At 70.4% G+C, this 23,893-nt stretch carries 22 protein-coding genes and 4 pseudogenes; 6 read left to right on the forward strand and 20 right to left on the reverse strand.

All coding sequences use genetic code 11. The annotated features are described in order from the left end of the window. Positions 1 to 33: 33 nt before the first annotated feature. The 6 genes and pseudogenes from ACIQD6_RS31190 to ACIQD6_RS31215 form a co-directional block, all read right to left on the reverse strand. A complete protein-coding gene (locus ACIQD6_RS31190) occupies positions 34 to 1,980 on the reverse strand; it encodes an NAD-binding protein (protein WP_401889263.1) in 1,947 nt (648 codons plus the stop codon). Positions 1,981 to 2,190: 210 nt separating this feature from the next. Beyond that, positions 2,191 to 3,354, reverse strand: coding sequence for an NAD-dependent formate dehydrogenase (locus tag ACIQD6_RS31195; RefSeq protein ID WP_401888967.1), 1,164 nt, complete (start codon positions 3,352 to 3,354; stop codon positions 2,191 to 2,193). Between the two features lie 334 nt (positions 3,355 to 3,688). Then, positions 3,689 to 3,914 (reverse strand): annotated as a pseudogene (locus tag ACIQD6_RS31200) (LysR family transcriptional regulator); the annotation flags it as partial. A 122-nt stretch (positions 3,915 to 4,036) separates the two neighbouring features. Then, positions 4,037 to 6,037: an ABC transporter permease gene (locus tag ACIQD6_RS31205; protein ID WP_401888970.1), complete on the reverse strand. Its 2,001-nt coding sequence runs from the start codon at positions 6,035 to 6,037 to the stop codon at positions 4,037 to 4,039. Positions 6,038 to 6,139: 102 nt separating this feature from the next. Continuing rightward, the gene (modA, locus tag ACIQD6_RS31210) at positions 6,140 to 6,946 is read right to left on the reverse strand and encodes a molybdate ABC transporter substrate-binding protein (RefSeq protein ID WP_401888973.1); all 807 of its coding nucleotides are present in this window, start codon (positions 6,944 to 6,946) and stop codon (positions 6,140 to 6,142) included. A gap of 249 nt (positions 6,947 to 7,195) precedes the next feature. Then, complete coding sequence (locus ACIQD6_RS31215) at positions 7,196 to 7,591, reverse strand: molybdopterin-binding protein (protein ID WP_401888975.1); 396 nt, start codon at positions 7,589 to 7,591, stop codon at positions 7,196 to 7,198. Between the two features lie 185 nt (positions 7,592 to 7,776). Here ACIQD6_RS31215 and ACIQD6_RS31220 point away from each other — a divergent pair, with 185 nt between their 5' ends. After that, positions 7,777 to 8,199, forward strand: coding sequence for a molybdopterin-binding protein (locus ACIQD6_RS31220; RefSeq protein WP_401889266.1), 423 nt, complete (start codon positions 7,777 to 7,779; stop codon positions 8,197 to 8,199). Between the two features lie 141 nt (positions 8,200 to 8,340). Here the strand turns inward: ACIQD6_RS31220 and ACIQD6_RS31225 are convergent, their stop codons facing one another. From ACIQD6_RS31225 to ACIQD6_RS31235, 3 genes are all read right to left on the reverse strand, one after another. Then, positions 8,341 to 9,600, reverse strand: coding sequence for a methyltransferase (locus tag ACIQD6_RS31225; protein WP_401888978.1), 1,260 nt, complete (start codon positions 9,598 to 9,600; stop codon positions 8,341 to 8,343). A gap of 159 nt (positions 9,601 to 9,759) precedes the next feature. Further along, the gene (locus tag ACIQD6_RS31230) at positions 9,760 to 10,017 is read right to left on the reverse strand and encodes a hypothetical protein (protein WP_401888980.1); all 258 of its coding nucleotides are present in this window, start codon (positions 10,015 to 10,017) and stop codon (positions 9,760 to 9,762) included. 4 nt (positions 10,018 to 10,021) lie between these two features. After that, positions 10,022 to 10,942: a TetR/AcrR family transcriptional regulator gene (locus tag ACIQD6_RS31235; RefSeq protein WP_401888983.1), complete on the reverse strand. Its 921-nt coding sequence runs from the start codon at positions 10,940 to 10,942 to the stop codon at positions 10,022 to 10,024. A gap of 320 nt (positions 10,943 to 11,262) precedes the next feature. On the opposite strand from ACIQD6_RS31235, the gene ACIQD6_RS31240 reads away from it, so the two are divergent. Both ACIQD6_RS31240 and ACIQD6_RS31245 read left to right on the forward strand, forming a co-directional pair. Continuing rightward, a complete protein-coding gene (locus tag ACIQD6_RS31240; protein ID WP_401888986.1) occupies positions 11,263 to 12,615 on the forward strand; it encodes a DUF2252 domain-containing protein in 1,353 nt (450 codons plus the stop codon). A 231-nt stretch (positions 12,616 to 12,846) separates the two neighbouring features. Continuing rightward, positions 12,847 to 13,305: a nuclear transport factor 2 family protein gene (locus ACIQD6_RS31245; protein WP_401888988.1), complete on the forward strand. Its 459-nt coding sequence runs from the start codon at positions 12,847 to 12,849 to the stop codon at positions 13,303 to 13,305. Positions 13,306 to 13,660: 355 nt separating this feature from the next. On the opposite strand, the gene ACIQD6_RS31250 is transcribed toward ACIQD6_RS31245, so the two are convergent. From ACIQD6_RS31250 to ACIQD6_RS31265, 4 genes and pseudogenes are all read right to left on the reverse strand, one after another. Beyond that, positions 13,661 to 13,915 (reverse strand): DUF6332 family protein, encoded by a 255-nt coding sequence (locus ACIQD6_RS31250; protein ID WP_401888991.1) that lies wholly within the window; start codon positions 13,913 to 13,915, stop codon positions 13,661 to 13,663. 237 nt (positions 13,916 to 14,152) lie between these two features. After that, positions 14,153 to 14,419, reverse strand: a complete 267-nt coding sequence (locus ACIQD6_RS31255; protein WP_401888994.1) for a hypothetical protein — start codon at positions 14,417 to 14,419, stop codon at positions 14,153 to 14,155. A 344-nt stretch (positions 14,420 to 14,763) separates the two neighbouring features. After that, entirely contained in the window at positions 14,764 to 15,132 is a 369-nt protein-coding gene (locus tag ACIQD6_RS31260; protein WP_401888996.1) for a hypothetical protein, read from the reverse strand. A gap of 215 nt (positions 15,133 to 15,347) precedes the next feature. After that, positions 15,348 to 15,659, reverse strand: a pseudogene (locus tag ACIQD6_RS31265) (ADP-ribosylglycohydrolase family protein); the annotation flags it as partial. Between the two features lie 314 nt (positions 15,660 to 15,973). Between ACIQD6_RS31265 and ACIQD6_RS31270 the strand changes: the two are divergent. After that, positions 15,974 to 16,414 (forward strand): VOC family protein, encoded by a 441-nt coding sequence (locus tag ACIQD6_RS31270; RefSeq protein WP_401888999.1) that lies wholly within the window; start codon positions 15,974 to 15,976, stop codon positions 16,412 to 16,414. A gap of 181 nt (positions 16,415 to 16,595) precedes the next feature. Here the strand turns inward: ACIQD6_RS31270 and ACIQD6_RS31275 are convergent, their stop codons facing one another. Further along, positions 16,596 to 17,204: a cutinase family protein gene (locus ACIQD6_RS31275; RefSeq protein WP_401889002.1), complete on the reverse strand. Its 609-nt coding sequence runs from the start codon at positions 17,202 to 17,204 to the stop codon at positions 16,596 to 16,598. Positions 17,205 to 17,464: 260 nt separating this feature from the next. Between ACIQD6_RS31275 and ACIQD6_RS31280 the strand changes: the two genes are divergently transcribed. Next, positions 17,465 to 19,066: a carboxylesterase/lipase family protein gene (locus ACIQD6_RS31280; protein WP_401889005.1), complete on the forward strand. Its 1,602-nt coding sequence runs from the start codon at positions 17,465 to 17,467 to the stop codon at positions 19,064 to 19,066. A gap of 14 nt (positions 19,067 to 19,080) precedes the next feature. On the opposite strand, the gene ACIQD6_RS31285 is transcribed toward ACIQD6_RS31280, so the two are convergent. The 3 genes and pseudogenes from ACIQD6_RS31285 to ACIQD6_RS31295 form a co-directional block, all read right to left on the reverse strand. After that, on the reverse strand, positions 19,081 to 19,290 hold the full coding sequence (locus ACIQD6_RS31285; RefSeq protein WP_401889008.1) for a helix-turn-helix domain-containing protein: 210 nt from the start codon (positions 19,288 to 19,290) through the stop codon (positions 19,081 to 19,083). A 34-nt stretch (positions 19,291 to 19,324) separates the two neighbouring features. Further along, positions 19,325 to 19,627, reverse strand: a pseudogene (locus ACIQD6_RS31290) (AMP-binding protein); the annotation flags it as partial. 121 nt (positions 19,628 to 19,748) lie between these two features. Then, positions 19,749 to 21,135: pseudogene (locus ACIQD6_RS31295) on the reverse strand (acyl-CoA carboxylase subunit beta). A gap of 286 nt (positions 21,136 to 21,421) precedes the next feature. Here ACIQD6_RS31295 and ACIQD6_RS31300 point away from each other — a divergent pair. Continuing rightward, entirely contained in the window at positions 21,422 to 21,931 is a 510-nt protein-coding gene (locus ACIQD6_RS31300) for a GNAT family N-acetyltransferase (RefSeq protein ID WP_401889011.1), read from the forward strand. Positions 21,932 to 22,055: 124 nt separating this feature from the next. Here the strand turns inward: ACIQD6_RS31300 and ACIQD6_RS31305 are convergent, their stop codons facing one another. The 3 genes from ACIQD6_RS31305 to ACIQD6_RS31315 all read right to left on the reverse strand — a co-directional run bounded on the left by ACIQD6_RS31305 (position 22,056) and on the right by ACIQD6_RS31315 (position 23,703). Beyond that, positions 22,056 to 22,286: a hypothetical protein gene (locus ACIQD6_RS31305; protein WP_401889013.1), complete on the reverse strand. Its 231-nt coding sequence runs from the start codon at positions 22,284 to 22,286 to the stop codon at positions 22,056 to 22,058. Positions 22,287 to 22,524: 238 nt separating this feature from the next. Beyond that, on the reverse strand, positions 22,525 to 22,695 hold the full coding sequence (locus ACIQD6_RS31310; protein ID WP_401889016.1) for a hydrophobic protein: 171 nt from the start codon (positions 22,693 to 22,695) through the stop codon (positions 22,525 to 22,527). A gap of 99 nt (positions 22,696 to 22,794) precedes the next feature. Further along, the gene (locus ACIQD6_RS31315) at positions 22,795 to 23,703 is read right to left on the reverse strand and encodes a cation diffusion facilitator family transporter (protein WP_401889019.1); all 909 of its coding nucleotides are present in this window, start codon (positions 23,701 to 23,703) and stop codon (positions 22,795 to 22,797) included. Positions 23,704 to 23,893 lie beyond the last annotated feature (190 nt).

The raw sequence follows: 23,893 nt of genomic DNA on the forward strand, positions 1-23,893 counted from the left end.
CGCCCCGGCCGCATCCCCGGTATCCTGCGCCGATCACAGCACCGGTCGGTCCGGCGCCCGGCGGGGCCCGGGAGCGGACCGCCGGCCGAGCAGTTCCGCGACGCCCCGCCGCGTGGCCGCCAGTACCACCCGGTCCTGTGGCTGCAGCACATAACCGGGGTGCAGATCCCAGACGAGCCCCGCCGGCCGCTGCTCCTCATGGTCCAGGCGGGTGTCCGCGAGATCGGGCACCCGCTCTCCCGGGTCCGCGGTGTCCAGCGCGATGATCCGCCAGGCGCCGGGACGGAACACCTCGGCGATCGTGCGCCCCTCCAGCCGTGGGTGTCCCGCCACGTCGATGGCGACGACCAGCAGCACCTTGCGCTCCACCGGGATGGCGCCGAGGATCTGACGTCCCATCATGGCGATGGCGAAGGCCGGGGCCGCCAGAGTGGAGACGCTGCGGCTGCGGGTGAGCGCCCCGGGATGCGCGGCGCGCAGGGTGCGGTAGACGGCGGTCGCGAAGTCGTCGTCGTACACCCGCACGGCCACCCGCAGTCCGGGGGCGAGGGAGCGCGCGTACAGCGCGGCTTCGAGGTTGGTGGTGTCGACGCTGGTGAGGGCGAGCAGCGCGTGCGCCCGCTGGATCTTGGCCGCCTCCAGCACCCCCTCCTGTGTCACGTCGCCCAGCACGGTCGGCACGCGCAGGCTGCGCGCGAGCGCGATCCCCCGCGCCTCCGGGTCCTCCTCCACGCACACCACGGGGATGCCCAGCTCCCGCAGGCGCACCAGCACCCGGCTGCCGATCTTGCCGAGTCCGAGCAGTACGACATGGCCGGACAGCCCGCGGGCAGGGCGACGCAGTGCCGATGCCGTACGGAACGTGCCGAGGGCCTCCAGGACGGCCGCGAGCACCAAGGGCAGCAGCAGGAGTCCCGCGACCCCGGAGAGGAGCTGGAGGATCTGCCGGTCGGCGGGTTCGCCGACCGCCGGATCACCTATGCCGAAGAGATCGAGCAGGGTGAGGTAGACGGCGCCCAGCGGGTGGACGCCGGTGACGAGCCAGGACGTGACGGCCAGCGCCATGACGGCGGTGATGATTCCGGCGAACGACCACCGCACCCGGCGGGAGAACAGTGAGGCCAGCGGGATCCCGCGGCCCGCGAGCAGGCTCGGCGGCAGGTCGGGTCCCGCGTGGGACACGGCCTCCAGGACCACGGTGCCCCGACCGGTGGCGGCGGCCGCGTCGGCGTCGGCGGGCAGCAGCCGGGGGCCGTCCTGCCCGCTGTTGTCCGACCCTTCCTCGCCCGCCGGGTCGTTGGTGGTGGCCGAGAGGAGAGCGAGGGTGCACAGCCCTGGATCGGCCACCTCGCCGGGTCCCGGCGGGTTGCGCTCCACGGCGCGCAGCATCAGGCCGTCGGCCCTGACCACCTTGCTGGTGCCGGCGACGGCGGTGGCGGCCAGTGCGGGGGCCGCGGTGTCGGCGTCCGAGAGGACGGTGGTGGAGGCGTCCAGGTCGGTCGAGTCGAGACCGGGGACGGCGAGGGTGGCGGCCTGATCGAGCAGTTCCTCCAGATGCTGGCCGAGCCTGCGGTTGTAGAGCCTGATGACCAGGCGGAGTTGGGGATTGAGACGGCGGGCGGCGAGCGCGGCCCGGATATTGACCTCGTCGTCGTCATGGACGAGGGCGAGCGCGGCCGCCTCCCCCACCCCGGCGTCCACCAGCACGTCCTCGTCGAGATCCAGCGCCTCCATGACGCGCGGCCGGTCGGTTCTCCCGGCCCCTTCGCCCTGCGGACCCGGCGGGAGGGTCGCCGTACGGGCCATGGCCGCGGACATCCGTCCGATGAAGGCGGAGGCTCTGCCCGGTCCGGCGATCGGGGCCGCCGGGAGGCGGCGGGCGCGTACGGGCGGGACGACGAGCATGACCTGTTCGCCGTAGACGTCGCGCAGCTCGCCCGCCAGCCGGTGGGCCAGCGTGTCGTCGCCGCAGACGACCATGTGGCCCGCCGCGGAACCTTGTTGTACCTGGTGAGGAAGTGAGGACACCGTCACAGTCTGCCGAACGTGCCGGTGGACATGACACAGCCGCCCCGGCCACCAGCAGGGGCCGGAACGGCTGAATCTCTGTCAAACAGCGTGAAAACGAACGACTGTTGTAGCGTGCCGGGCCGCCGAGCGGGCGGTGCTCGGCCCGGTACCGGGTGTCTGTCAGGTGGTCCTGACGGAGTAGGAGTGTGCTCCCGCTCCGGCCAGCGCGCCCTTGTCGACGATCAGGTACTCGTCGCGCATCGGGGTGCCCGCGAAGAACGACTCCAGGATCTCCCGGGTCCCCGCCGCATAACGCGCCTGAGCCGCGAGCGAGGAGCCCGAGATGTGCGGGGTCATGCCGTGGTGGGGCATGGTGCGCCAGGGGTGGTCGGCGGGCGCGGGCTGCGGGTACCAGACGTCACCCGCGTATCCAGCGAGCTGTCCGCTGCGCAGGGCGCGCACGACGGCGTCACGGTCGGCGATCTTCGCGCGGGCGGTGTTGATGAGGTAGGCGCCGCGCTTCATGGTGGCGAGCAGCTTGTCGTCGAAGAGTCCCTCCGTCTCGGGGTGGAGGGGCACGTTGATGGTGACGACGTCGCAGTGCGGGACCATCTCGGCCGTGCTCGCGTGCCAGGTCAGCCCCAGCTCCCGCTCGACGGCCTCCGGGAGCCGGTGGCGGTCCGTGTAGTGCAGCCCCACGTCGAAGGGCGCGAGGCGGCGCAGGACGGCGAGGCCGATATGGCCCGCGGCGACCGTGCCGACCTGCATGCCCTCCAGGTCGTACGAACGGGAGACGCAGTCCGCGATGTTCCAGCCGCCGTCGAGGACCCACTGGTGCGAGGGCAGGTAGTTCCGTACCAAGGACAGCGTCATCATCACCACGTGCTCGGCGACGCTGATGCTGTTGGAGTACGTGACCTCGGCGACCGTGATGCCGTGGGCGACGGCGGCTTCCAGGTCGACGTGGTCGGAGCCGATGCCCGCGGTGACGGCGAGCTTGAGATTCTTCGCCTTCGCGATGCGCTCGGCCGTCAGATAGGCCGGCCAGAACGGCTGGGAGATGACCACATCGGCGTCCACCAGCTCCCGGTCGAAGACCGACCCGTCCCCGTCCTTGTCGGAGGTGACGACGAGGGTGTGCCCCTGGGACTCCAGGTAGTCACGCAGACCCAGTTCGCCGGAGACACTGCCGAGGAGCTGTCCGGGCGTGAAGTCGATCCCGCTCGGGGAGGGGGTGGTCTGGCCGCCGGGGTAGTGGTCGATGCGCGGAAGGCCGTCGCGGGCGTAGGACTTCGGATACCCGTCGACCGGGTCGTCGTACAGCACACACAGCACCTTTGCCATGACTGCGGCTCCTCATCCGTTGCTTCCGTCGAGAGGCCGCGCCGGCACACACGGGCGGGGCGCCGGCGCGCGCCGACGGGCGGCCTCCCATTCCGATGATCCGTTGCTTTCCATCGCCTCGCCAGCCGCACGGTGCGCCGCGGGAAGCTGCCTCCACGGTCCTCGGGGCCGGTGCCGGTGGTCGAAATGACCTTTCCATGTCGGGATGGAGAACACCTGTCCGCGGCCGGAGGGCGGCTCGGCGGGCGGTCCCGCCTGCGGTCGGCCGGGCGAGCGGTCCGGCCGGCGGCCGGGTGGAAGTTCCGGCGGACGGCCGGGGGGAGCGCAGATGCGTGTCGCGCTCGGCGAGGATGCGGTGGGCCCAGAGCAGCACGCGTTCGCCTTCGGGGGTCAATCCCGCGAAGCGGCGTCCGCGCCGGACGATGGGCACGTCCAGTTCGTGTTCGAGTTTGCGTATCGCCGCGGACAGCGAAGGCTGGGACACGTAACAGGCCGCCGCCGCGCGCGAAGTGCCGCTCCCGGGCGAGCGCGACCAGGTACTCCAGCTGACGCAGCAACATCGTTCGCTCCCCCGCTCGGCCGACGTTCCCACCCTGTCAGGCCCGTGGCACCGGCGGGACCCGGGCCGGCGGGCGGACCGAATCGCGTCGGCGACGTGCTGCCGCGCCGACGGGTGCGGGTCTCACAGGGGGACGAGCGTGACTTCCGTGGCTTTCACACTGGTCCAGACGGATACGCCCTCGGCCAGGCCGAGTTCGGCGGCGGCCCCGGGCGTGATCTCGGCGATCAGATCGGGCGCCTCGTCCGAGGTGATCAGAACGCGCAGCCGGCTGCCGAGGGCGGTGATCTCACGGACCGTTCCCCGCCAGACGTTGCGGGGGCTGCCGCCGGGCCGTTCGAGGTGTACGGAGACGGCCTCCGGGGCGATGATCGCCAGCACCCGCTCGCCGTCGGCCGGCGGCTCCGCGACGACCAGCCGGCCGCCGTCGGCGAGCCTGAGCCCGTCCGGGCCGGAGGTTCCGGTCCAGGCGTTACGGCCGAGCATCCGGGCGACCCAGGGTGAGCGCGGGTGGCGGGTCACCTCGGTGGGCGGGGCGTCCTGGAGCATCCGCCCGCCGTCGAGTACGAGGACCCGGTCGGCCAGCGAGACGGCCTCGACCGGGTCGTGGGTGACGATCAGACAGACGCCGCCGAAGCCGTCGAGGTGGCCGCGCAGAGTGTGCCGTACCCGCGCCCGGGTGGTCTGGTCGAGGGCGGCCAGGGGCTCGTCCAGGAGCAGCAGCCGGGGCCGGGCCGCGAGCGCGCGGGCCAGTGCGACGCGTTGTGCCTGGCCGCCGGAGACCTGGTGCGGCTTGCGGTGGGCGAGGTGGCCGACACCGAGCCGGTCGAGCCACTCCTGGGCGCTGCGGCGCGCCTCGGCCCGCCGCACACCGTGGGCGCGCAGTCCGTACGCGGTGTTGGCGAGGGCGCTGAGATGCGGGAAGAGCGCGCCGTTCTGCGGGACCCAGGCGACGCCGCGGCGGTGCGGCGGCAGGGAGGTGACGTCCAGGTCGCCGAGGCGGAGTTCGGCGTGGGCGCGCGGGGTCAGTCCGAGGAGGGCGCGCAGGAGGGTGGTCTTGCCGGCCCCGTTGGGCCCGACGACCGCGATGGTGGTGCCGGGTCCGGCGTCCAGGGTGAGCCGGTTGAAGCCGGTGACGTCCGCGTGCAGCCGCCACCGCTCCGATGGCACCGGAGCCCCGCCGACCGGCCCCTTGCCGGCATCCGGGGCAGCATCCGGGGCGGTACCGCCCAACGGACGGGCGCCGCCTGCCGGATCGACGGTCGGCGCTTCCGTGTCGTCCGGCACGAGGTTACGGCCGGAGCCCGGGGACCGGTCGGCCGTCCCGCCCGTCCAGCGGCCGCGCAGGGCGATCAGTACGGCCATGGCGATGGCGAGCAGTAGCAGCGACACCGAGGTCGCGGCCTCCGGTGAGTCCTGGAGCAGCAGATAGACCTGGAGCGGAAGCGTCTGGGTGGTGCCGGGGAGGTTGCCGGCGAAGGTGATGGTCGCACCGAACTCGCCGAGCGCGCGCGCCCAGGTCAGCGCGGCTCCGGCGGCGAGACCCGGGGCGACCATGGGCAGGGTGACGGTGAGGAACACCCGTACCGGCGAGGCGCCCAGCGACGCGGCGGTCTCCTCGTAGGCGGGCCGCAGTCCGGCGAGTGTGCCTTCGAGGCTGATGATCAGGAACGGCATGGCGACGAAGGTCGCGGCGACCACGGCCCCCGAGGTGTGGAAGGGCAACGTGATACCGAACGTGTCCTCCAGCCAGGGCCCGAGCAGCCCGCGCCGGCCGAACCCGAGCAACAGCGCGACACCGCCGACGGTGGGCGGCAGCACCATCGGCAGCAGGACCAGCGAACGCACCAGCGTCTTGCCGGGGAACCGCACCCGGGCCAGCAGCCATGCGAGCGGCACCCCGAGCAGCAGCGAGAGCCCGAGTGCCCAGAACGAGACCAGCAGAGAGAGCCGGAGCGCCTCGACCACGCCCGGGCTGGTGAGATGCGTGCCGAGTTCGCCCCAGGAGGTACGGGCCAGGATGCCGATCAGCGGCAGCAGCAGAAACGCGATCGCGAGCACGGCGGGTACCACCAGCGCGACGGGAGCGCCGGGGCCGCGGGTGCGGATACGGATGCGTCTCATCAGGTCCTCATCGGGTCCTCAACATGGCTTCCGGGCCCCTGGGTTCGGGGGAGGACGGTGCGTCGAGTCCCCCTCCCCCGGACCAGAAGGTCCTTGACGCGTTTACGGCTTCTGGAATCCCGCGCCCCGGAGGATCTTCTGCGCCTCCGGGCCGCTGAGCCACGTCACGAACGCCTCGGCCGTCCTGGAGTTCGTGGACGTCTTGAGCGTGGCGGCCGGGTAGTCGGCGATGGCGTTCTGCGCGTCGGGGATCTCGACCGCGTCGACCTTGTCGGTCGCGGTGGCGGCGTCCGTCTTGTAGACGATGCCGGCGTCGGCCTCGCCGAGCTCGACCTTGCTCAGTACGGCACGGACGTTCGGCTCCTCGGAGACCGGCTTCACCTTGATCTTCTGGGCGTCCAGCACCTGCCTGCTGTAGCGGCCGACCGGCACCTCGGACGCGGCCAGGACGACCTTCAGATCAGCGTTGGCGAGATCCTTGAGGTTCTCGACCTTGTCCGGGTTGCCCTCACCGGTGGCGATCACCAGCCGGTTCTTGGCGATGATCGTCGAGGCACCGGTGTCGGCCTTCAGACCGTCCATGGTCTTGGTGTCGGCGGTGACCAGCGCGTCGGCGGGGGCGCCTTGCTCGACCTGCGCGGCCAGCTCCTGCGATCCGGCGAAGGAGAACGTCACCTTCGTGCCCGGGTTCTCCTTCTCGAAGGCGACACCCGCCGTCTTGAACACATCGGTCAGCGAGGCCGCGGCCAGTACGGTCAGCTTCCCCTTGGGCGCGCCGCTGGCCGACGCACTGGATCCGGCGTCGGCGTCCTTCCCGGCGTCGTCGTTGCCACCGCAGGCGGCCAGTGGCAGGAGGAGGGCGGCGGTGACGACCGCGGCGGCGTGGCGGCGGGTGAAGGCGAGAGACATGGAAGGGGACTCCTCGGCGGTGCGGCCCGGAACGGACGGCGAGAGCGGATGGTGGCGGAGCACCGGGTGCGGGACGGAGCGCCGGATGCGGCCGATGCGAGGCCACGGGCGGGTGTGGGAGAGCCGGCAAGTGCGGGAGAAACGGCGACGGCAGCGGCCCGGGGACGTACGGTCGACTCGCTCTCCCGGACGGGCCCGTGACGCCGCGACAGCCCGGTCAGGGACGGCCCGGGAAGGGACGCGGGGCACTCACGTGAGGTCGATGTGCACGCTGGTGGATTTCACGCGGGCGGTGGCCTGCATACCGACCTCGAATCCCAGTTCCTCGACGGCTTCGCGCGTCAGCAGGGAGACCAGTCGGTGCGGCCCCGCCTGGATCTCCACCTGGGCAGCGACATCGCCGAGTTTGACCGCGGTGACGATGCCCGGGAACGCGTTGCGGGCAGAGGTGTACGGGACCTCGTCCTCGCCGGCGCCGCTCTGCCCGACCTCGACGGAGAAGGCCGCGAGGGCACGGCCGTCGATGAGACGACGGCCGCCTTCGTCGCGGTGTGTCGCGACCCGGCCGGCGTCGGCCCAGCGGCGCACGGTGTCGGGACTCACCCCGAGCAACCGCGCCGCCTGGCCGATTGTGTAGGACTGCATGTGCGACAAGATAGGCCGAATTGGCTCGCATTCACAATCCTTTGGAGGATTCCCCACCGCAGATGCGAGTTCGCCTGGAGGAAGGCCCAACACCGGTCGCGGCACTAGACTACAAGGGACATAGTGGTTGAAAACGTGACGCTCGATCCCCTGCCACTCGAACCCTGGGGCGTATCTTCATGAGTCTGAGCCTGAGCATCCGCAATCAACTGCCCGGCACCGTCGTCGGCGTCGTCCCCGGCGCGGCCATGGCCGTGGTCAAGGTGCGTCTGGACGGTGGCCAGCAGATCACCTCGGCCATCACCCTGGAGGCGGTCGAAGACCTGGACCTTGTCGTGGGGACGGCCGTACGGGCGCTGATCAAGGCCACGGAAATCTCGCTGGCGACGGGCCCGGTCGCGGGACTCAGTATCCGTAATCACATCCCCGGCACGGTCGCCCATGTGACCACCGATGTCGCCATGTCCGCGGTGAAAGTCACCGTGCAGGGAGCCGAGTTGACCGCCGCGATCACCAAGGACGCCGTCAACGACCTCGGGATCGTGGCCGGTTCGGCTGTGACCGCGCTGATCAAGTCGACGGAGGTCTCGCTCGCGACGGTCGGCTGACGACCGAAGACCGAAGACCGAAGACCGACGGCTGACGGCTGACGGCTGACGGCTGACGGCTGACGGCTGACGGCTGACGGCTGCTGACATCACGCCTCGGGCGACAGCCGTGGCACCGGAAACCCTGACGAGGCCCCCGTATCAGCGTTTGACGGCGCGCAGAACGACGAACTTCGGATCGCTCGTCACGGTCTCGCAGTTGCCGAAGAGCCGTCGCAGCTTGGCGTGGTAGCCGAGGTGGCGGTTGCCGACAATCCACAGTTCACCGCCGGGCCGCAGCGCCGCACGCGCCCCCGTGAACATCCGCCAGGCCGTCGCGTCGGTCGTCGCCTGATGGGTGTGGAACGGCGGGTTGTTCAGCACGAGGTCGACCGTCCCGGCCGGTACGTCGGACAGGCCGTCGCCGAGGACGAATTCGGCCAGGGTCCGCGCGTCCACGTTCTTACGGAAGGTGGCCTCCGCCGAGGCCACGGCCGAGAACGACTCGTCGATGAACGTCACCCTGGCCTCCGGGTTGTCCAGGGCCACTGCGGTGCCGATCACACCGTTCCCGCAGCCGAGGTCGACCACATGGTCGCGGCCTCGACTCCGCGGAAGGTTGCGCAGGAAGAACCGGGTGCCGATGTCGAGCCGTTCCGCGCAGAAGATCCCCGCGTGGTTGACGACCGTACGGCCCGATACGGCACCGATCTCGTCCGGCAGCTCATAGCTGTGCGGCCAGGGGCTGGGCGCCCGCACCCGGCCGGCCGCGGGCGCGGAGAGGATCAGTCGTGACTTCCGGACCGCCAGCGAGGTCCTGGTCGGACCGAGGATCTGCTCGAACAGCTTCAGGGTGGAGGTGTGGATCTCGGTGACCCGTCCCGTACCGACGACGACGGTACCCGGGTGGACGCCCGGAGCGAGGCGGTACAGCTGGTCCTCCAGCAGCGCCAGGCTCTTGGGTACGCGGATCAGCAGGACGTCGATCCGGTCCGGCGGAGTGTCCCTGACGGACAGCAGCCGCACGGCGTCCGTACCGGCGCCGGCGCGCCGCAGATTGGCGCGGGTGGCCTGCTGGGTCAGATACGAGTCGGTGATCTGGACGAGGGGCCCGGTGACAAGCTGTTCGAGCCGGCGCGCGGCGAGAACCGTGGTCAGGGCGCCCCACCGGTCGCCGACGACGACCACGGTGCCGGACAGGTCCGTGGGCTCCGCGGGATCCGTGGACTCAGTCGGCTCGGAGGGCTCGGCCGAGTCGGCCGGCTCGTCAGGATCCTTCGGCCCGGCTTCGGTTCCGTCGGTTCCCGCGAGGTGCCGCAACAGATACTCGTCGGCGGTGTCCCACGCGCGCAGCGTGTCGCGGGGGTGCTCGGGGAATCGAGTGAGGCCGAATTCGCCCCAGGCTGTCGTCAAACGGTTCATCGTTCCCTCAGGTTAGACGACTCGTCCGACCCGCCCTCTGGGCGGTCCGCTGCGCGAGGAGCTCACGCGGCGTCCGGAGCCCGCCCCGTCGGCGGCCGGACGGTATCCGCCGGCCACGCCCGGAAAGGCGACGTCAGGGGCGCGTCCGCCTCCGGACGCTCACGGAGCCGGCCGCTCCCCCGGTTCTCCCCGCTCTCCCTGCCTGCGGGCGCGGTCGAGGGCGGCCTGGGCCTGGCCCGTGGTGAGGACGGCGGCGAATTCGGCGCGCGCGATCTCAAGGACCCGCTCCGCATCGGCGCGCGGGTGGGGATCGTCGCGCAGCGCGATGTCCGCGGCGGCCCGGGCGAGCAGATCGTCGTCCGGCGACGCCCCGGGCTGGGACATGGTGCGCAGAACCTGATGCCAGAGTCCGGCCATCGCGTCATTCCCCTTCGTCCGTGAGGGCGTCGGCCGCCGGAATACCGTCCGTGGAGACGCCGTCCACGGGCGCGCTGTCCGCAGAGGTGTTGACGGCGGAGGTCTTGTCGGTGGAGGTCTTGTCCGCGGGGATGCTGTCCGTGGACACGCTGTCCACGGTGATGCCGAGAGTGGCGAGGGCGTGGCGGGTCAGCTCGTCGGCCAGCCGTTCCCGCGAGAGTGTGGTGCTGTTACGGGCCCAGTGCGCGATCAGCTCGTTGACGGCGCCGATGAGGGCGACCATGGCGAGCGTGTAGTCACGCGGGGCGGCCTCGCCGCGCTCGACGGCGCGCTCCGCCTCCCCCGTCAGGAAGTCGGACCACAGGCTGCGCCACAACAGCCGGTGCTCCTCCACCGGGCGTCCGGCCCCCACGATCTCGACGAAGGCGATCCGGGTGGCCGAGGGGTCGGTGGTGACGGCGTCCAGGAAGGCATGGGCCAGCGCCGTGATCCTTTCGCGGGTGGTCGCGGACTCCGTCGCGGGATCGCTCAGAACCGTCAGCGTGGCTTCCATGCCGGCGCGCGCGACCTCGTTGTGCAGAGCGATCAGCAGCGCGTCCCGGCTCTCGAATTCCTCGTAGAAGGCGCGGATGGATACATGGGCGCTGGCGCAGATGCGCTCGATGGACGTGGCCGGGTAGCCGCGCGCGGTGAACAACTCGGTCGCGGTCGCGAGCAGCCGCTCGCGTCGCAGCGCCCGACGGTCCGGAACCGTCGGTGCCGACGCGCCACCGTGGTGGGTCGGCGCAGTGCCCGTACGGGTTGCCCCGCAGCCCGTACGGGTTGTGCCACCGCCCGTACCGGTTGTGCCACCACCCGTCGGGATTGCCGGTCCGCCGTCGGGGGCGGCCGACGGGGTACGCGCGGCTTTACGGACCGGATCCATCCGACCTCCCGAATCGCCCTGTGAACGCGCGGTGTTGTCACCGGTAAGGGCGCTTATCGAGCATGTCACGCACCGCACGGCGACACGCCCCGTTCCATGAATACTCGCCTGCCGAAGGGGCGTGCGGAATGGAACGAGCGCCCCTTCGTGCCCCCGGCGCGCCCCGCTTGCGCGGCACCACTCGAATGGCTGCCACACCGGGCTGCCCGATGGACGGGGCGGGATGCTCGTACTGAGCCGCCGTGTCAGTCCGTACACCGTGGCCGTGCCCGCCCTGACGGTGCTGTGGCACCGATCCGCCGGAGCGAGAGGGGCCCGCCATGACCACCCCCGCCGATCGGGCGGAGCGCGGGCGGGCCGCGCGCAAGCAGGCGTCCCGCTCGTCACACGGACTGTGGATACCAGGTGCCGACCGCCTCGATCCGCTCACCGTACTGGCACGGCAGGACGCCACCCGGGTCCCCGAACTGCTCCCGCTGCGCTATGAACGGATGGCCGCCTCGCCGTTCGAGTATCTGCGCGGCGCCGCCGCCGTCATGGCCGCCGATCTGGCCGCCCAGCCCAGCACGGGACTGACCGTCCAGCTCTGCGGGGACGCGCATCTGCTGAACTTCGGTGTGTTCGCCTCGCCCGAGCGTGCCCTGCTCTTCGACCTCAATGACTTCGACGAGACACTGCCGGGCCCGTTCGAGTGGGATGTGAAGCGGCTCGCGGTGAGTATCGCGGTCGCCGCCCGCGACAACGGTCAGTCGGACGACGAGGCCCGGTCAGCCGTGCGCGGCGCGGCCGAGGCGTACCGGACGTCGATGCACCGGCTGGCCGTCCTCGGCGAGATCGATGTCTGGTACGACCGCGTCGACACCGCGGACATCCTGTCCCTCGTACGGTCGCGGCACCATGGACCGGTCGAGGGGCAGCCGTCCGGGGCCGGACAGCGGACGACCCTGCGGGAGTTGGAGAGACTCATCGACACATCGGACGGGCAGCGCAGGATCACGCCCGATCCGCCGCTGCTGGAACCGATCGGACGGCTGGAGACGGCCGTCCTGCGCAGGATCTTCATCGGCTACCGGAGCACGCTCCCGGAGGAACGGCGCATGCTCCTGGACCGCTTCGGCTTTGTCGACGCGGCGCGCAAGGTCGCGGGGGTCGCCGGGGTCGGCAGGCGCTGCCACATCGTGCTGCTGGAGGGACGGGCCGCCGGGGATCCGCTGTTCCTCCAGATCAAGGAGGCCGAGAGCTCCGTGCTCGAACCGTATCTCCAGCGCAGTGCGTACCCGCACCAGGGCCATCGGGTGGTCGCGGGGCAGCGGCTGCTGCAAGCCGCGGGCGATGTCTTCCTCGGCTGGGTCACCGGACCGGAGGGCCGGCACTTCTACTGGCGTCAGTTGCGCGACATGAAGGGCTCGGCCGCCGTGGACGACCTGTCGCCGTCGCTGCTGCACGACTACGCGAGGCTGTGCGGTACGGCCCTGGCCCGGGCGCACGCACGGTCCGGTGACCGGATCGCCATCGCCCACTACCTCGGCGGCTCGGGCATGTTCGACGGCGCCATGGCCGACTTCGCGCTGCGCTACGCCGACCGGAACGCGGCCGACCACGCGGCGCTCGCCTCGGCGGTCTCGGCGGGGCGGATGCCGGCCTCCCGGTCGGCGTCCGCCGGTCCCCGCTGACGCCCGGTGATCCGAACTGACCGCCGGCTGCGATCAGTCATGCGATGCCGGTGGCCATCAGGCCTCACCGTGCCCGTACGACGAGCCCGGTGAGATCGGGAACCGTCGCGGTCACCAGGGCGCCCACCGCGAGGAGTTGCGGCTGATCGACCGTATCGGTGAGCATGGAGGAGAGTGGATCATCATGTTCCCGCTGCCGCCCTCCACCGCCCCTGCGACGAAAGACACCGTATGAACGCGCGTCCGCCGTTTCCGCCCTTCACCCTCGACACGGCGAAGCAGAAGGTCCAGGCCGCCGAGGACGCGTGGAACACCCGCGACCCACGGAAAGTCTCCCTGGCCTACACCGAGGACTCGCGGTGGCGGAACCGCGACACCTTTGTCACCGGCCGGGACGCCATCGTCGAACTGCTGACGAGGAAATGGGACCGCGAACTCGACTACGCGCTGCGCAAGGAGCTGTGGGCCTTCGACGGCAACCGCATCGCCGTGCGCTTCCAGTACGAGAGCCACGACGCCGACGGCCAGTGGTGGCGCTCGTACGGCAACGAACTGTGGGAGTTCGACGGGCACGGACTGATGTCCCGCCGCGAGGCCAGCATCAACGACGTCCCGATCCAGGAGAGCGACCGCCGTGTCTTCGGCCCCCGCCCCGAGTCGGAACGCGGAGTTCCGTTCCCCCTTCAGTAGGGACCGCGCGGCTCAGCAGGAACCGCGCGGCGTCTCCTGTCATCTTCTCCCCGTGTCACCGTCTCCCGCTGTCGCCCCGCCTGCCGTCCGGCCTCTTGTACGCCGCTGACAAAGCCGCCACGAATCTCGCGGCGTTCGCGGTGACTCACTGAGCGTTTCCCATCTCAGGGTGCCGACCGTGAGATGGGACGCTCCTGCGAAACGACGAAGCTCCTGGTTGACGAGTTCTCGACCAAGAACGCCCTGTCTGCCAGGAGCTTCGTGTGCTTGTTTGCCCCGTCTTGGATCGATCTGCCGATCCAGGACGCGGAGGAACTGATCTACGCCCGCGAGTGGGACGCCGACGCCTGCCGGCTCAACGCCCTTGCTTCCGACGCGCATCGAAGCGCGTCAGCACACGCACCACGCGCCACACCGCCGCAGCCACAGCGAACACGCCTCCCCCGACGAGCAGGCCTTCCCCGACCGGTTCGGAAAGGCCGACGGCCAATGCCAGAACCAAGAGCACACCGAACACGACTGCGGCCAGCACAGCGGCTGTCACCAGGGCGAACATGATCTCCACCGTCATCGCGTCCTTTTCCCACCGCGATTCACGCCCCATATCCATGCCGCAAGTCTCACATGACCCCCAGGCTCGTAGGCCTGATTCAGGGCCTACGCACCGAGTCGTCAACCAGGCCGCGAGCATGGACAACGGGGTGGTGCCCCTTGGTCCCCTGTCATCCGCGCGCCCCTGCCCGGCTGACGAGTTGGGGGCCGCATCCGGCGACGGCCGCTCGGCACCGTCCCCGCATGACCGGCCCCCCTCTCGTACGGAACCCTGACCCAAGGGCCGAGCCGTACGTCACCCAACGGGTTCGATACGGAGGACGGCGGCGGTGTCGCGGATCTCGACGACCTCCAGGCTCATGGCGTCGTTGATGGTCGCGGCGGGTCCCTCACCGCAGCTGAGCCCGACGCCGCCACCGCCACCCGAGGACACGCTGCCGCCACCGGAACAGCCCGAAACGCTGTAGCCCGACCCCGTCAGCGGCGCGGCCATCTCGACCCTCCCGCCGGTGATCGCCGTTACTTTGATCGGCCCGAGGCCGTACTTTTCCGGCACGGTCACGACGTCCCCCACGGCGACCTCGATCTCACACGTCCCGTCAGCGCACGGCCCGGTCGGGGAGGGCGACGGCGTGGCCGTCTCCGTGGGACTCGGACCGGGGTCCGACGCCGACGCCCCGGAGCCGGACCCACTGGGCCGGTCCTCGGCGGAGGACCCGTCCGAAGAATCCGAGGAACACGACGTGAGGGCGGCGAACACGACAGCGACAACTACGGCCAGGACCTTGGTGGATGACGTTCTACGCATCATGGCCGCCATTAAACCCGCTACGACCGGGACCCCTCCCCGCCACCGCCCCCAGCAGTGCTGATGACGTCCGCGACGACGATGCCGAGCAGGACAAGTCAACCGGTGCCGGTTTCGGCCTTGTGCAGCATCTGGGCCAACAGCAGAGCGCCTCCGGTCGCTGCCCCTACCGCTCCTGCGGCCAGGAAACCGCGAGAGGAACGCCAGGACAGCACCGACCACCGCGACTGCGCGGAGAACAACGATCCTGTACTCAGCCACGACCCGGTTGAGATCAGCGACAGGGAGGAACCGATCGAGCCCACCGACAGAGCACTTCCGATCGAGCCGACCGACAAGGCCGAACCGACGGACCCCACGGACAGCACCGATCCCACTGAGCCGATCGACAACACAGAGTCCTGTGACCACAACGACAGCACCGAACCAGAGGAGCGACGGACCGAGCGTACGGACAGCTTTGTCATGAGGACCATCTTGCCCCTTCTGCGGCTTCTTGCGGGAGATCGGGCGGCGGTTGGGCAAGCCGGTGCTGATGAACCCGGAGAGCGCCGGCGGCCTTCCGGTGCTCGGATTCGATGCCGAAGCTGATCGAGTCGTCCTCCTTGCGGAGCCGCTGGTCAGGTGACTGCTGCCGAGAGCTGGAGTTCATGAAGGGTGCCATCGCGGAGCAGGAGCCGATTCAGCCTCCGAGGCGGTGTGCGAGGTGGAGCAGATCTGCCAGGTGCAGTACCCGTCCGTCGAACCCTGGGAGGGGGACATGGAGCGGCTGGGTCCAGTGGGCGGGGATTGCGTCCAGCCCGTAGTACGCCCCCGCGAGGCCTCCGGTCACCGCCGCGACGGTGTCCGTGTCTCCGCCGAGGTCGATCGCCGCGCGTATCGCGTCTTCGAAGCTGGTGGTGGTGCGCAGGGCCCAGACGGCGGAGCCCAGGCAGGGCCAGACGGCACCGTTGAACTCGGTCGCCTGATCGGGATGCCAGTCGGGTGCGAGGACGCGGCCCTCGGGCAGGCACCGTGAACTGATTGGGGAGGTGCGATGCTCAAGCGCCCACGCCGCGAATCGTCGAGGAAGCGTCGCCAAGCGTGGACGGCCCGCTGCGGCTGATCATCTTCTTGGGAGCGGCCACCTGCGCCGCACTCACCCTCGGTGGTGGCGCCTGGCTCGCGGGTCTGCTGTAGCGGTGCTGAGGCATGATCCAGATTTTTCGGAGTTCGGCTGGTCCGAGGATGTCGAGAACGTGCCACCGGCGCCGTCCCAGGAACATCAGCGGCCACCACCGGCCGCACGAGGAAGAAGGAGAAAACAGCATGGCGATTCAGCGGATGGACAACGTCGGCATCGTCGTCGAGGACATGGATGCTGCCATCGCGTTCTTCGTGGAACTCGGTATGGAGCTGGAGGGCAGGGCGGAGGTCGAGGGCCTCGTCGCCGACCAGTGCACCGGACTCGACGGCGTCCGCTGTGACATCGCGATGGTCCGGACCCCGGACGGTCACAGCCGGATCGAGTTGGCGAAGTACCGCAGCCCCGCGGCGATCAGCGCCGGGCCGCGCAACCGGCCGCACAACATTCTGGGCACGCACCGCGTCATGTTCGCCGTCGACGACATCGAGGACACCGTTGCCCGCCTGCGCCCTCACGGCGCCGAACTCGTCGGCGAGATCGCCCGGTTCGAGGACAGCTATCTGCTCTGCTACGTCCGCGGCCCGGAGGGCGTCATCGTGGGACTGGCCGAGCAACTTCGCTGAGAAGGCGAAACCGAACCATGCGGCCAGAGCGCGGAATCCGTCCACCGACCGAGCCGACCGAGCCGCCCCAGCCCATAGGAATGGTGCCCGGAGGCATCGGCTTCCGGGCACCATTCCTGTGCGGGTCGAGTCGGATCGGGTCGATCAGATCTGATCAGAGGCAGTTCGAGAGCAGTTCGGGTCAGACCTTGCCCGCCGCGAAGGCGGCGGCCTCGTCCGCGTTCGCGCCGTAGCCCAGATGGGCGAGCACATCACCGCCGCCCTTCCCACACACCGGGTCGCCCGTCGCGCAGGAGTCCTTCGCGCGGCTCGCGTACGTACCCGTGACGCTCTTGCCGAGCGCCCGGATCGGATTGCCGAACAGCAGCACCGCGGCGACCTTCGGCTCGGCCGAGGCGGGAATCGTGGCGACGATCGGGCTGCCGACCACCGCGCCGTCACTGCTGATGCCGATGGAATTGTCCACGACATTCGCACCCTGCGAATAGCCGACCAGAATGAACTTCTGATTCGGGCAGGACGTGGCCTGGTTCCGTACCCGGTTGACGAGTTCGGCATTTCCTTGTGCGGCCGAGGTGAGACCGAGATCCGCCGGATAGTCCGCGCGGTAGCTGGTGAGGGTCTTTCCGGTGATCTGCTTCTTCAGCGCCGCGAAGACCGGGTCGCCGACAATGGCGCCCAGCGTGCCCGGCTCGAAGGTACCGCGGGCCGAGCCGCCCGCGATGAGCGAGGCCGCGACGGCCAGGCGCGTGACGGTCCGTCGCCGACGCCCGAATGAGGGTGAACGCATGGGGGGGGAATCCTTCGCGCATCATGCGCGGCCGCATTTCCAGGACGGTCGCGCAGCCAAGGGGATTTCACACTAGGAGGGAGCGCGCCCGAAGGGTTGTACAGAGAAATGACAAGCGCCGTCCGGGAATTCATCCGGAATTGAGCAACGGGAACCAGGCCGCGCCGCCCGGACGTTGTCGAGGAGTGCGGCCTCGTACGCGGCGTACGAGGCACTCCCCCGTCGGCCCACCCGGGCCGGCCCTGCCGAGAGGACCTCCGATGACCGCGGCCGACTCCGCCAGGACGGACCTGCGCATCCCTGCCGGAAGGCTGAGAGGCCGCAGCGAGGGCGGCATCGCCGTCTTCCGCGGCATCCCCTACGCCCAACCGCCCGTCGGCGCGCTGCGGTTCGACGCACCGCGCCCCGTCACCGCCTGGGACGGAGTGCGGGACGCGGGCTCGTTCGGGCCGCCGTGCCCGCAGGCCGCCTTCTACGGCGAGGTCCCGCCGCTCGCCGAGGGAGTCGACCCGGACAACTGGCTGACGGTCAACGTGTGGTCGCCGGAGCCCGGCCCCGCCGCCCGGCTGCCGGTCATGGTGTGGATCCACGGCGGCGCCTACATGGCGGGCTCGGCCGGTTATCCCAGCTACGACGGCCATCGGCTGGCCGAGAGCGGCGGAGTGGTCGTCGTGACCCTCAACTACCGCTTGGGCATGGAGGGTTTCGCCTCGATCGAGGGGGCGCCCGCCAACCGTGGCCTGCTCGACCAGATCGCCGCGCTGGAGTGGGTACGGGACAACATCACCGCGTTCGGCGGCGATCCCGGTCGGGTGACCGTCTTCGGGGAGTCGGCGGGCGCCGGATCGATCGCCGCCCTGCTGGTCATGGACCGCGCCGCCGGACTGTTCTCGCGGGCGATCGCCCAGAGCGTGCCCGGCACGTATTTCTCGGCCGCGCTGGCCGATGACATCGCCGCCGAGATCACCGCGGGGCTGGGCCTGCGGCCGACGGTGGCCGACCTGGCGGGCATCGCGCCGGACCGGCTCGCCCCGGCGGGTGACAGGGTTGCCGCGAAGATGGCCGGGCACGCGGACCGCTGGGGCCGGGTCGCCCACACCTCGGCGCCCTACTCACCGGTCGTCGACGGCGACGTACTGCCGACCGCGCCGTGGCGGGGACTGGCGGACGGGGCCGCGCGGGACATCGAGCTGATCGTGGGGCACAACCGCGACGAGTACCGGCTGTTCACCGCCATGGCCGGGCAGCTCGGCAAGATCACCGAGGAGCGGTCCGGCACCGTCCTGAACGCGCTGGGACCGGGGTCCGACAGTGCACGGGCATACGGCTCCGCCTATCCGGACGCCGACGCCGAGCTCCTGCACGAACTCGTCTGCTCAGACTGGCTGTTCCGCATGCCGTCCCTGCGTCTCGCGCAGGCCCAGGCGGCCGGCGGCGGCCGGGGCCATCTGTACGAACTGACGTGGGAATCCCCGGCGATGGGCGGTGTGCTCGGGGCCTGCCACGCGCTGGACGTGCCGCTCGTCTTCGGCAACCTCAGCGGCGGCCTCGCCGACCTGCTGATCGGTGAGAACCCGCCGCCCGAGGCGGAGACCCTCTCCGCCGAATTCCGCGCCGTGTGGACGGGCTTCGCGTCCGGCCGGGCGCCGGGCTGGCCCGCGTACGACCCGCACCGGCGCCTCGTCCGCGTATTCGGCACGGAAACGGCGGATGTCAGTTACCCCGAGGAGACCTCCCGCCTTCTCTGGCAGTCCCACCCTTTCGCGGAACTGCCCCTTCTGACGGCGGCGGACGCTGCTGTGAAGGACAGCTCCGCGAAGGACAGCCCCGCGAAGGAGAGCCCGTTGAGGACGGCCCTGTGACGGAGGAGTACGGCTCAGCGGTCTCCGGCGGCGCGTAGTCTCCGCTGCGGCGCGGCCCCGGGCCGTCGGAGGGGCGGCGGCCCCGCTCCCGGTCCTCGCCTCCTGTCCTGGCGCGCGGCCACGGCGTACCGCGCGTGCAGGGCGACGGAGAGTGCGAACCGGCTCTCCGGTGCGCGCAGCCGGTCGCCGAACAGCTTCTCCAGCTGGCGCAGCCGGTAGCGCACCGTCTGCGGGTGCGCCCGCGCTGAGGACTGCGAGGAAACCGATGACGAAGTCGGGGCCCTGCGGGCAGAGGACGGCGACGCGTTCGCCGGGGCCGACCGCGGCGGCCAGCCGGGCGGCGACGGCGCGGGTTCGCGCGGACAGGTGGCGCCAGGTGTGGGTGCGGTGTGTTCCGCGCGAGTGCGGGAGGGGGTGTTCGACGTAGGTGAGTGCGCGGCGGTCGGGGGTGTGTTGTGCCCAGTGGTCGAGATGGGCGGGCAGCGTGGCGAGTGGCCCGAGCGGCGCGGTCACCACGGGCGCGGGGCTGGGGCTGGGAGCGGGGGTGGCGTGCGCGGGCATGGGGCTCCTCGTGTCGCGGGGGCTTTCCGCTGCCGCGACGGGCAGGGAGAAGGGACTCAGAGGGGTCGGAGAGTCAGAGGGCCAGAAGGCCAGAAGGCCAGCGGGTCAGAGGGGCAGAGAGTCAGAGGGGGATGTTGCCGTGTTTGCGGTCGGGGCGACGGTGCGTTTGGTACGCGGTGCGCGCAGGGCGCGGGTGATGTGCGCGCGTGTGGTGTGCGGGGCGATGACCGCGTCGACGTAGCCGCGTTCCGCTGCGGCGTAGGGGGTGCCGCAGGTGGCCTCGTACTCCTCGACGAGTTTCGCGCGGAGCGTCTCGGAGTCGGCGGTCTCGGCGAGTTCCCCGCGGTGCAGCACACTGACCGCGCCCTGTTCCTGGCGGACCCCGGAGAGATAGCCCGGCACATCGGCGAAGGTCAGCAGCGGAATGCCGAAGGCGTCACAACACCGCACGAAGCGGGCGGCCTTCTCGGAGGCGTCGATGTCCAGGACTCCGGCGGTGTGCTGGGGCTGATTGGCGACGACACCGACGGCGCGGCCCTCGACGCGCGCCAGGGCGCAGATGATGTTGGGTGCGAACAGCTCGTGCACATCGAGGAGTTCACCGTCGTCCACGACGGTACGCAGGATCTCGCGCATGTCGTACGGGAGATCGTGACGGTCGGGGACGAGACCGTCGAGGCGCAGGTCTGCGGCGCGGGGCGCGAGAGCGTGCGCGGGCGCGTACTCGGGCGGCCGCTCCCGGTTGTTGACCGGCAGATACGACAGCAGCACCCGCACGATGTCTAGGGCGTCGTCCTCGTCCTCGGCGAGAAAGTGGGCGTTGCCGTTGTCTGTGTTGGTGGTGCGAGCGCCGCCGAGTTCCTCGGCGCTCGTGCGCTCGCCGGTGACCGCCTCGATGACGTCGGGACCCGTGACGAACATGTGGGACGTGCTGTCGACCATGACGGTGAAGTCGGTGATGGCCGGGGAGTAGGCGGCGCAACCCGCATACGGGCCCATGATCACGGAGATCTGCGGGACGACGCCGGACGCCGCGACATTGCGGCGGACCAACTCGGCGTAGAGGGCGAGCGAGACCACACCCTCCTGGATGCGTGCGCCGCCCGAGTCGTCGAGGCCGATGACCGGACAGCCGGTCTTCAGCGCCAGGTCCATCGTCTTGACGACCTTCTCGCCGCACGCCTCGCCCATGCTGCCGCCGTACACGGTGGCGTCCTGGGCGAAGAGACACACTCCCCGTCCGTCGACGGTGCCGTAACCGGTGACCGCACCGTCGCCGTAGGCCCGGTCGGGGCTCCCGGACCGGGACCGTACGAACGCGTCGGTCTCGGTGAAGGAATCCGGGTCCAGCAGCCGGTCGATCCGTTCCCTGGCCGTGAGCCGGCCGTGTGCCGCCTGCCGCGCCCTGGCCCGCGCGGAGGCCGCCCGGCGCGGGCCCGTTCCTGCCGCGCCGCCAGCTGCTCGATGCGTCCGCGCGTGGAGCGCGCCACGGACAACGGTACGGACAGCGCGTGGACTTCGTCGGGTTGGGTCACTGCCACCTCCGAATGGGCTTGCGAATATGGCAGAGGCGGGTGGTGCGATTCGTCCCTTCCAGGTTCTCTGTGGAGTTGTTGAGTGCCGGACGCGGAACCTTCATCACGGAGTGACAAGACCGGGCCCGTGCCGGGTGCGCCGAGGAGCGCGCCGAAGATCCGCTCCGGGCTCCGGACACCTCGTACGGCCGGTGCCCCGCGCGTTGTGCGGCGCCCCCCTCGTGACGGGAGGCCGGGGCGCGTGATACCTCTCCGTGTCATGGAGGATCTTGTGACAGCGCGACTCGTGCTTCACCCGCTGAGTGCGCCGGAGGCCGAGCGGGTGGCGGCGGGCGAGCCGGGCGACGGGGACCTGTGGGCGCCCGGGTACCCCACCGACGGTGACCTGGTCGGGGCCAGGCGCTATCTGACGACGTGTTCGATCACCGGTGATCCCCGGCCGTTCGGCGCGTACGAGATCCGCCGCCGCGAGGACGGGTACGCGATCGGCGGCCTCGGCTTCCACGGAGCCCCGGACGAGGATCTCCGCGTCACCGTCGGATACGGCCTGATCCCGTCGGCGCACGGCCAGGGATACGCCTCCGAGGCCCTGCGCGAACTGCTGCGGTTCGCGCGGGCGCGGGGCATCACCTGCGTACGGGGCGACACCGGTCACGACAACACCGCGTCCCAGCGCGTGATGACCGCCGTCGGGATGCGGCTCGTCGGGGAGGACGAGCAGCTGAAGTACTACCGGATCGACTGGGACGACGACCTGCGGACCGGGTGATCATCTGTCTCTTCCGGGCGTGTGCTCCGGCGGGTCAGTCCGGACGTGGGATCCCGCTGCCCCTGCGTGTACGAGACCCGTCCGGGCGGGTGATCGGCCCGGCCCGTCCGGGCGTGCGGCCGGGTCACATCCGGGACGGTCCCCGGCGCGGCGTAGGGGTACGGCGGCGCACTGGAGTCCGTTCCCCGAGACTCTCCAGGCTGATGTCGTCCTCGCCCTCGGCCTCCAGGAGGGGTGGCAGTTCGACGGTGTAGGCCGGCTCGAGGAAGATGCCGTGGTGCTGCGGACGCGCGTTCGGCGCGGCTCCGGCGGTGGGTCCCTGCATCGGATTCTGGCGGGACGGCGAAGAAGGCATGCACAACCGTTCGGAGAGTCGAGCGGCCGCGCGGCCTGAATGCCGATCGACCCGCTGGAGAGGTGTCTACCTCATCATTCCCCGTCGTGCACAACGACGGGACACCGGAACGCGCCGCGGCCGGTCCCCCACACGTTAACGGCCGGTCCCCCACATGCGAAACGCCGGTCCCCCACACGTGAGAACGCGGGTGCCCGGACGACACCGTCCGGGCACCCGCGTTGTTCTGACACTCCGTCTACCAGCGGTACCAACGGCCCTTACGGCCGCCGCCGGCGGCGGGCCGGATCACGAAGCCCAGCAGCCACATCACCAGCACGACGACCGCGATCCACCAGAGCGCCTTGAGCGCGAAACCCGCACCGAAGAGAAGCAGGGCGAGCAGCAGAACGAGAAGCAGGGGAACCATAATTATCAACCTCCAAGAAGTCGTTTTCCCTGAGGAATCGAAGCCATGTCCGCGAACCAGATGTTTCTTTTTCCGGGACCGGGTCATTCGGACACGCCTTCAGTCGCCGGAAGGCGCTTCCGTGATGTCGAGAAATACATGGTCGGCTTCCGGCCAGTTGCGCGACACGGATTTTTTGATGCGCACGCAGACCAGCTCCACGGTCTCGCTGTCGAGTCCGGGGACGAGATCGATACGGGCCGCCACCAGCGTCGAATCGAGCCCGAGTTTCATCGTCAGCAACTCGTCCACATTGTCGATCTCCGGCTGTGCGTCGAGCAGCGAACGGAGCCGTTCCCGCAGTTCGGGATCGACCGCCTCACCGATCAACTGGCCACGCGCCTCGGCGCCGAGCCGGTAGGCGGTGGAGACGAGGAGCAGACCGATCGCGAAGGAGGCGCAGGCTTCCCAGACGATGTCACCGGTGATCAGGTGCAGCACCATTCCGGCCATGGCGAAGAGCACCCCGAGCACGGCGGTCGCATCCTCCGCGATGACGGTACGGAGCGCCGGATCGCGGACCTCGCCCTCCGAACCCCGCACCTGGAGCAGGGCGCGGACCAGCGAGCTCCCCTCGGCGAGCAGTGCCACTCCGAGAACGATCAGCCCGATCTCGTAACCACTGGCGGATTCCTGCTCCTTCGAGTTCAGCGCCTCGAATCCCTGAAAGAAGGAGAAGCAGCCTCCCATCACAAAGATCCCGACGGCTGCGAGGAGTGCCCAGAAGTAGCGCTCCTTTCCGTAGCCGAAGGGATGACGCTCGTCGGCGGGACGGTGACTGCGCTTCAGGGAAGCCAGCAGAAATACTTCGTTCATGCTGTCGGCGACGGAATGTGCGGCTTCCGAGAGCAGCGCCGGAGAGCCGGTGATCAGACCGCCTACGGCTTTGGCTGCGGCGATCACAAGATTCGCCGCGAGTGCCACCAGAACGGTCACCCGGGTCTTTCCGTCGGACTCTTCACGATTCAATGCATGCCGCCTCGCGTAAATGTAAGGAAAATAGCGTGATTGACCGTGTTCCCGGTGGCTTCCGCACCAAACTCGTACGGCCTTCCCATGAAATTCCCCGAGGGAAGCCACATGCCTCCGGGGGAGCCGCATGCCTCCAGGCGCACGCCCCGGGGCTCGGCGTGTGGGTGAGGATTCCGACGCTCAGCGG

It is taken from the genome of Streptomyces sp. NPDC088400, from assembly GCF_044753355.1.
Lineage (GTDB): Bacteria > Actinomycetota > Actinomycetes > Streptomycetales > Streptomycetaceae > Streptomyces.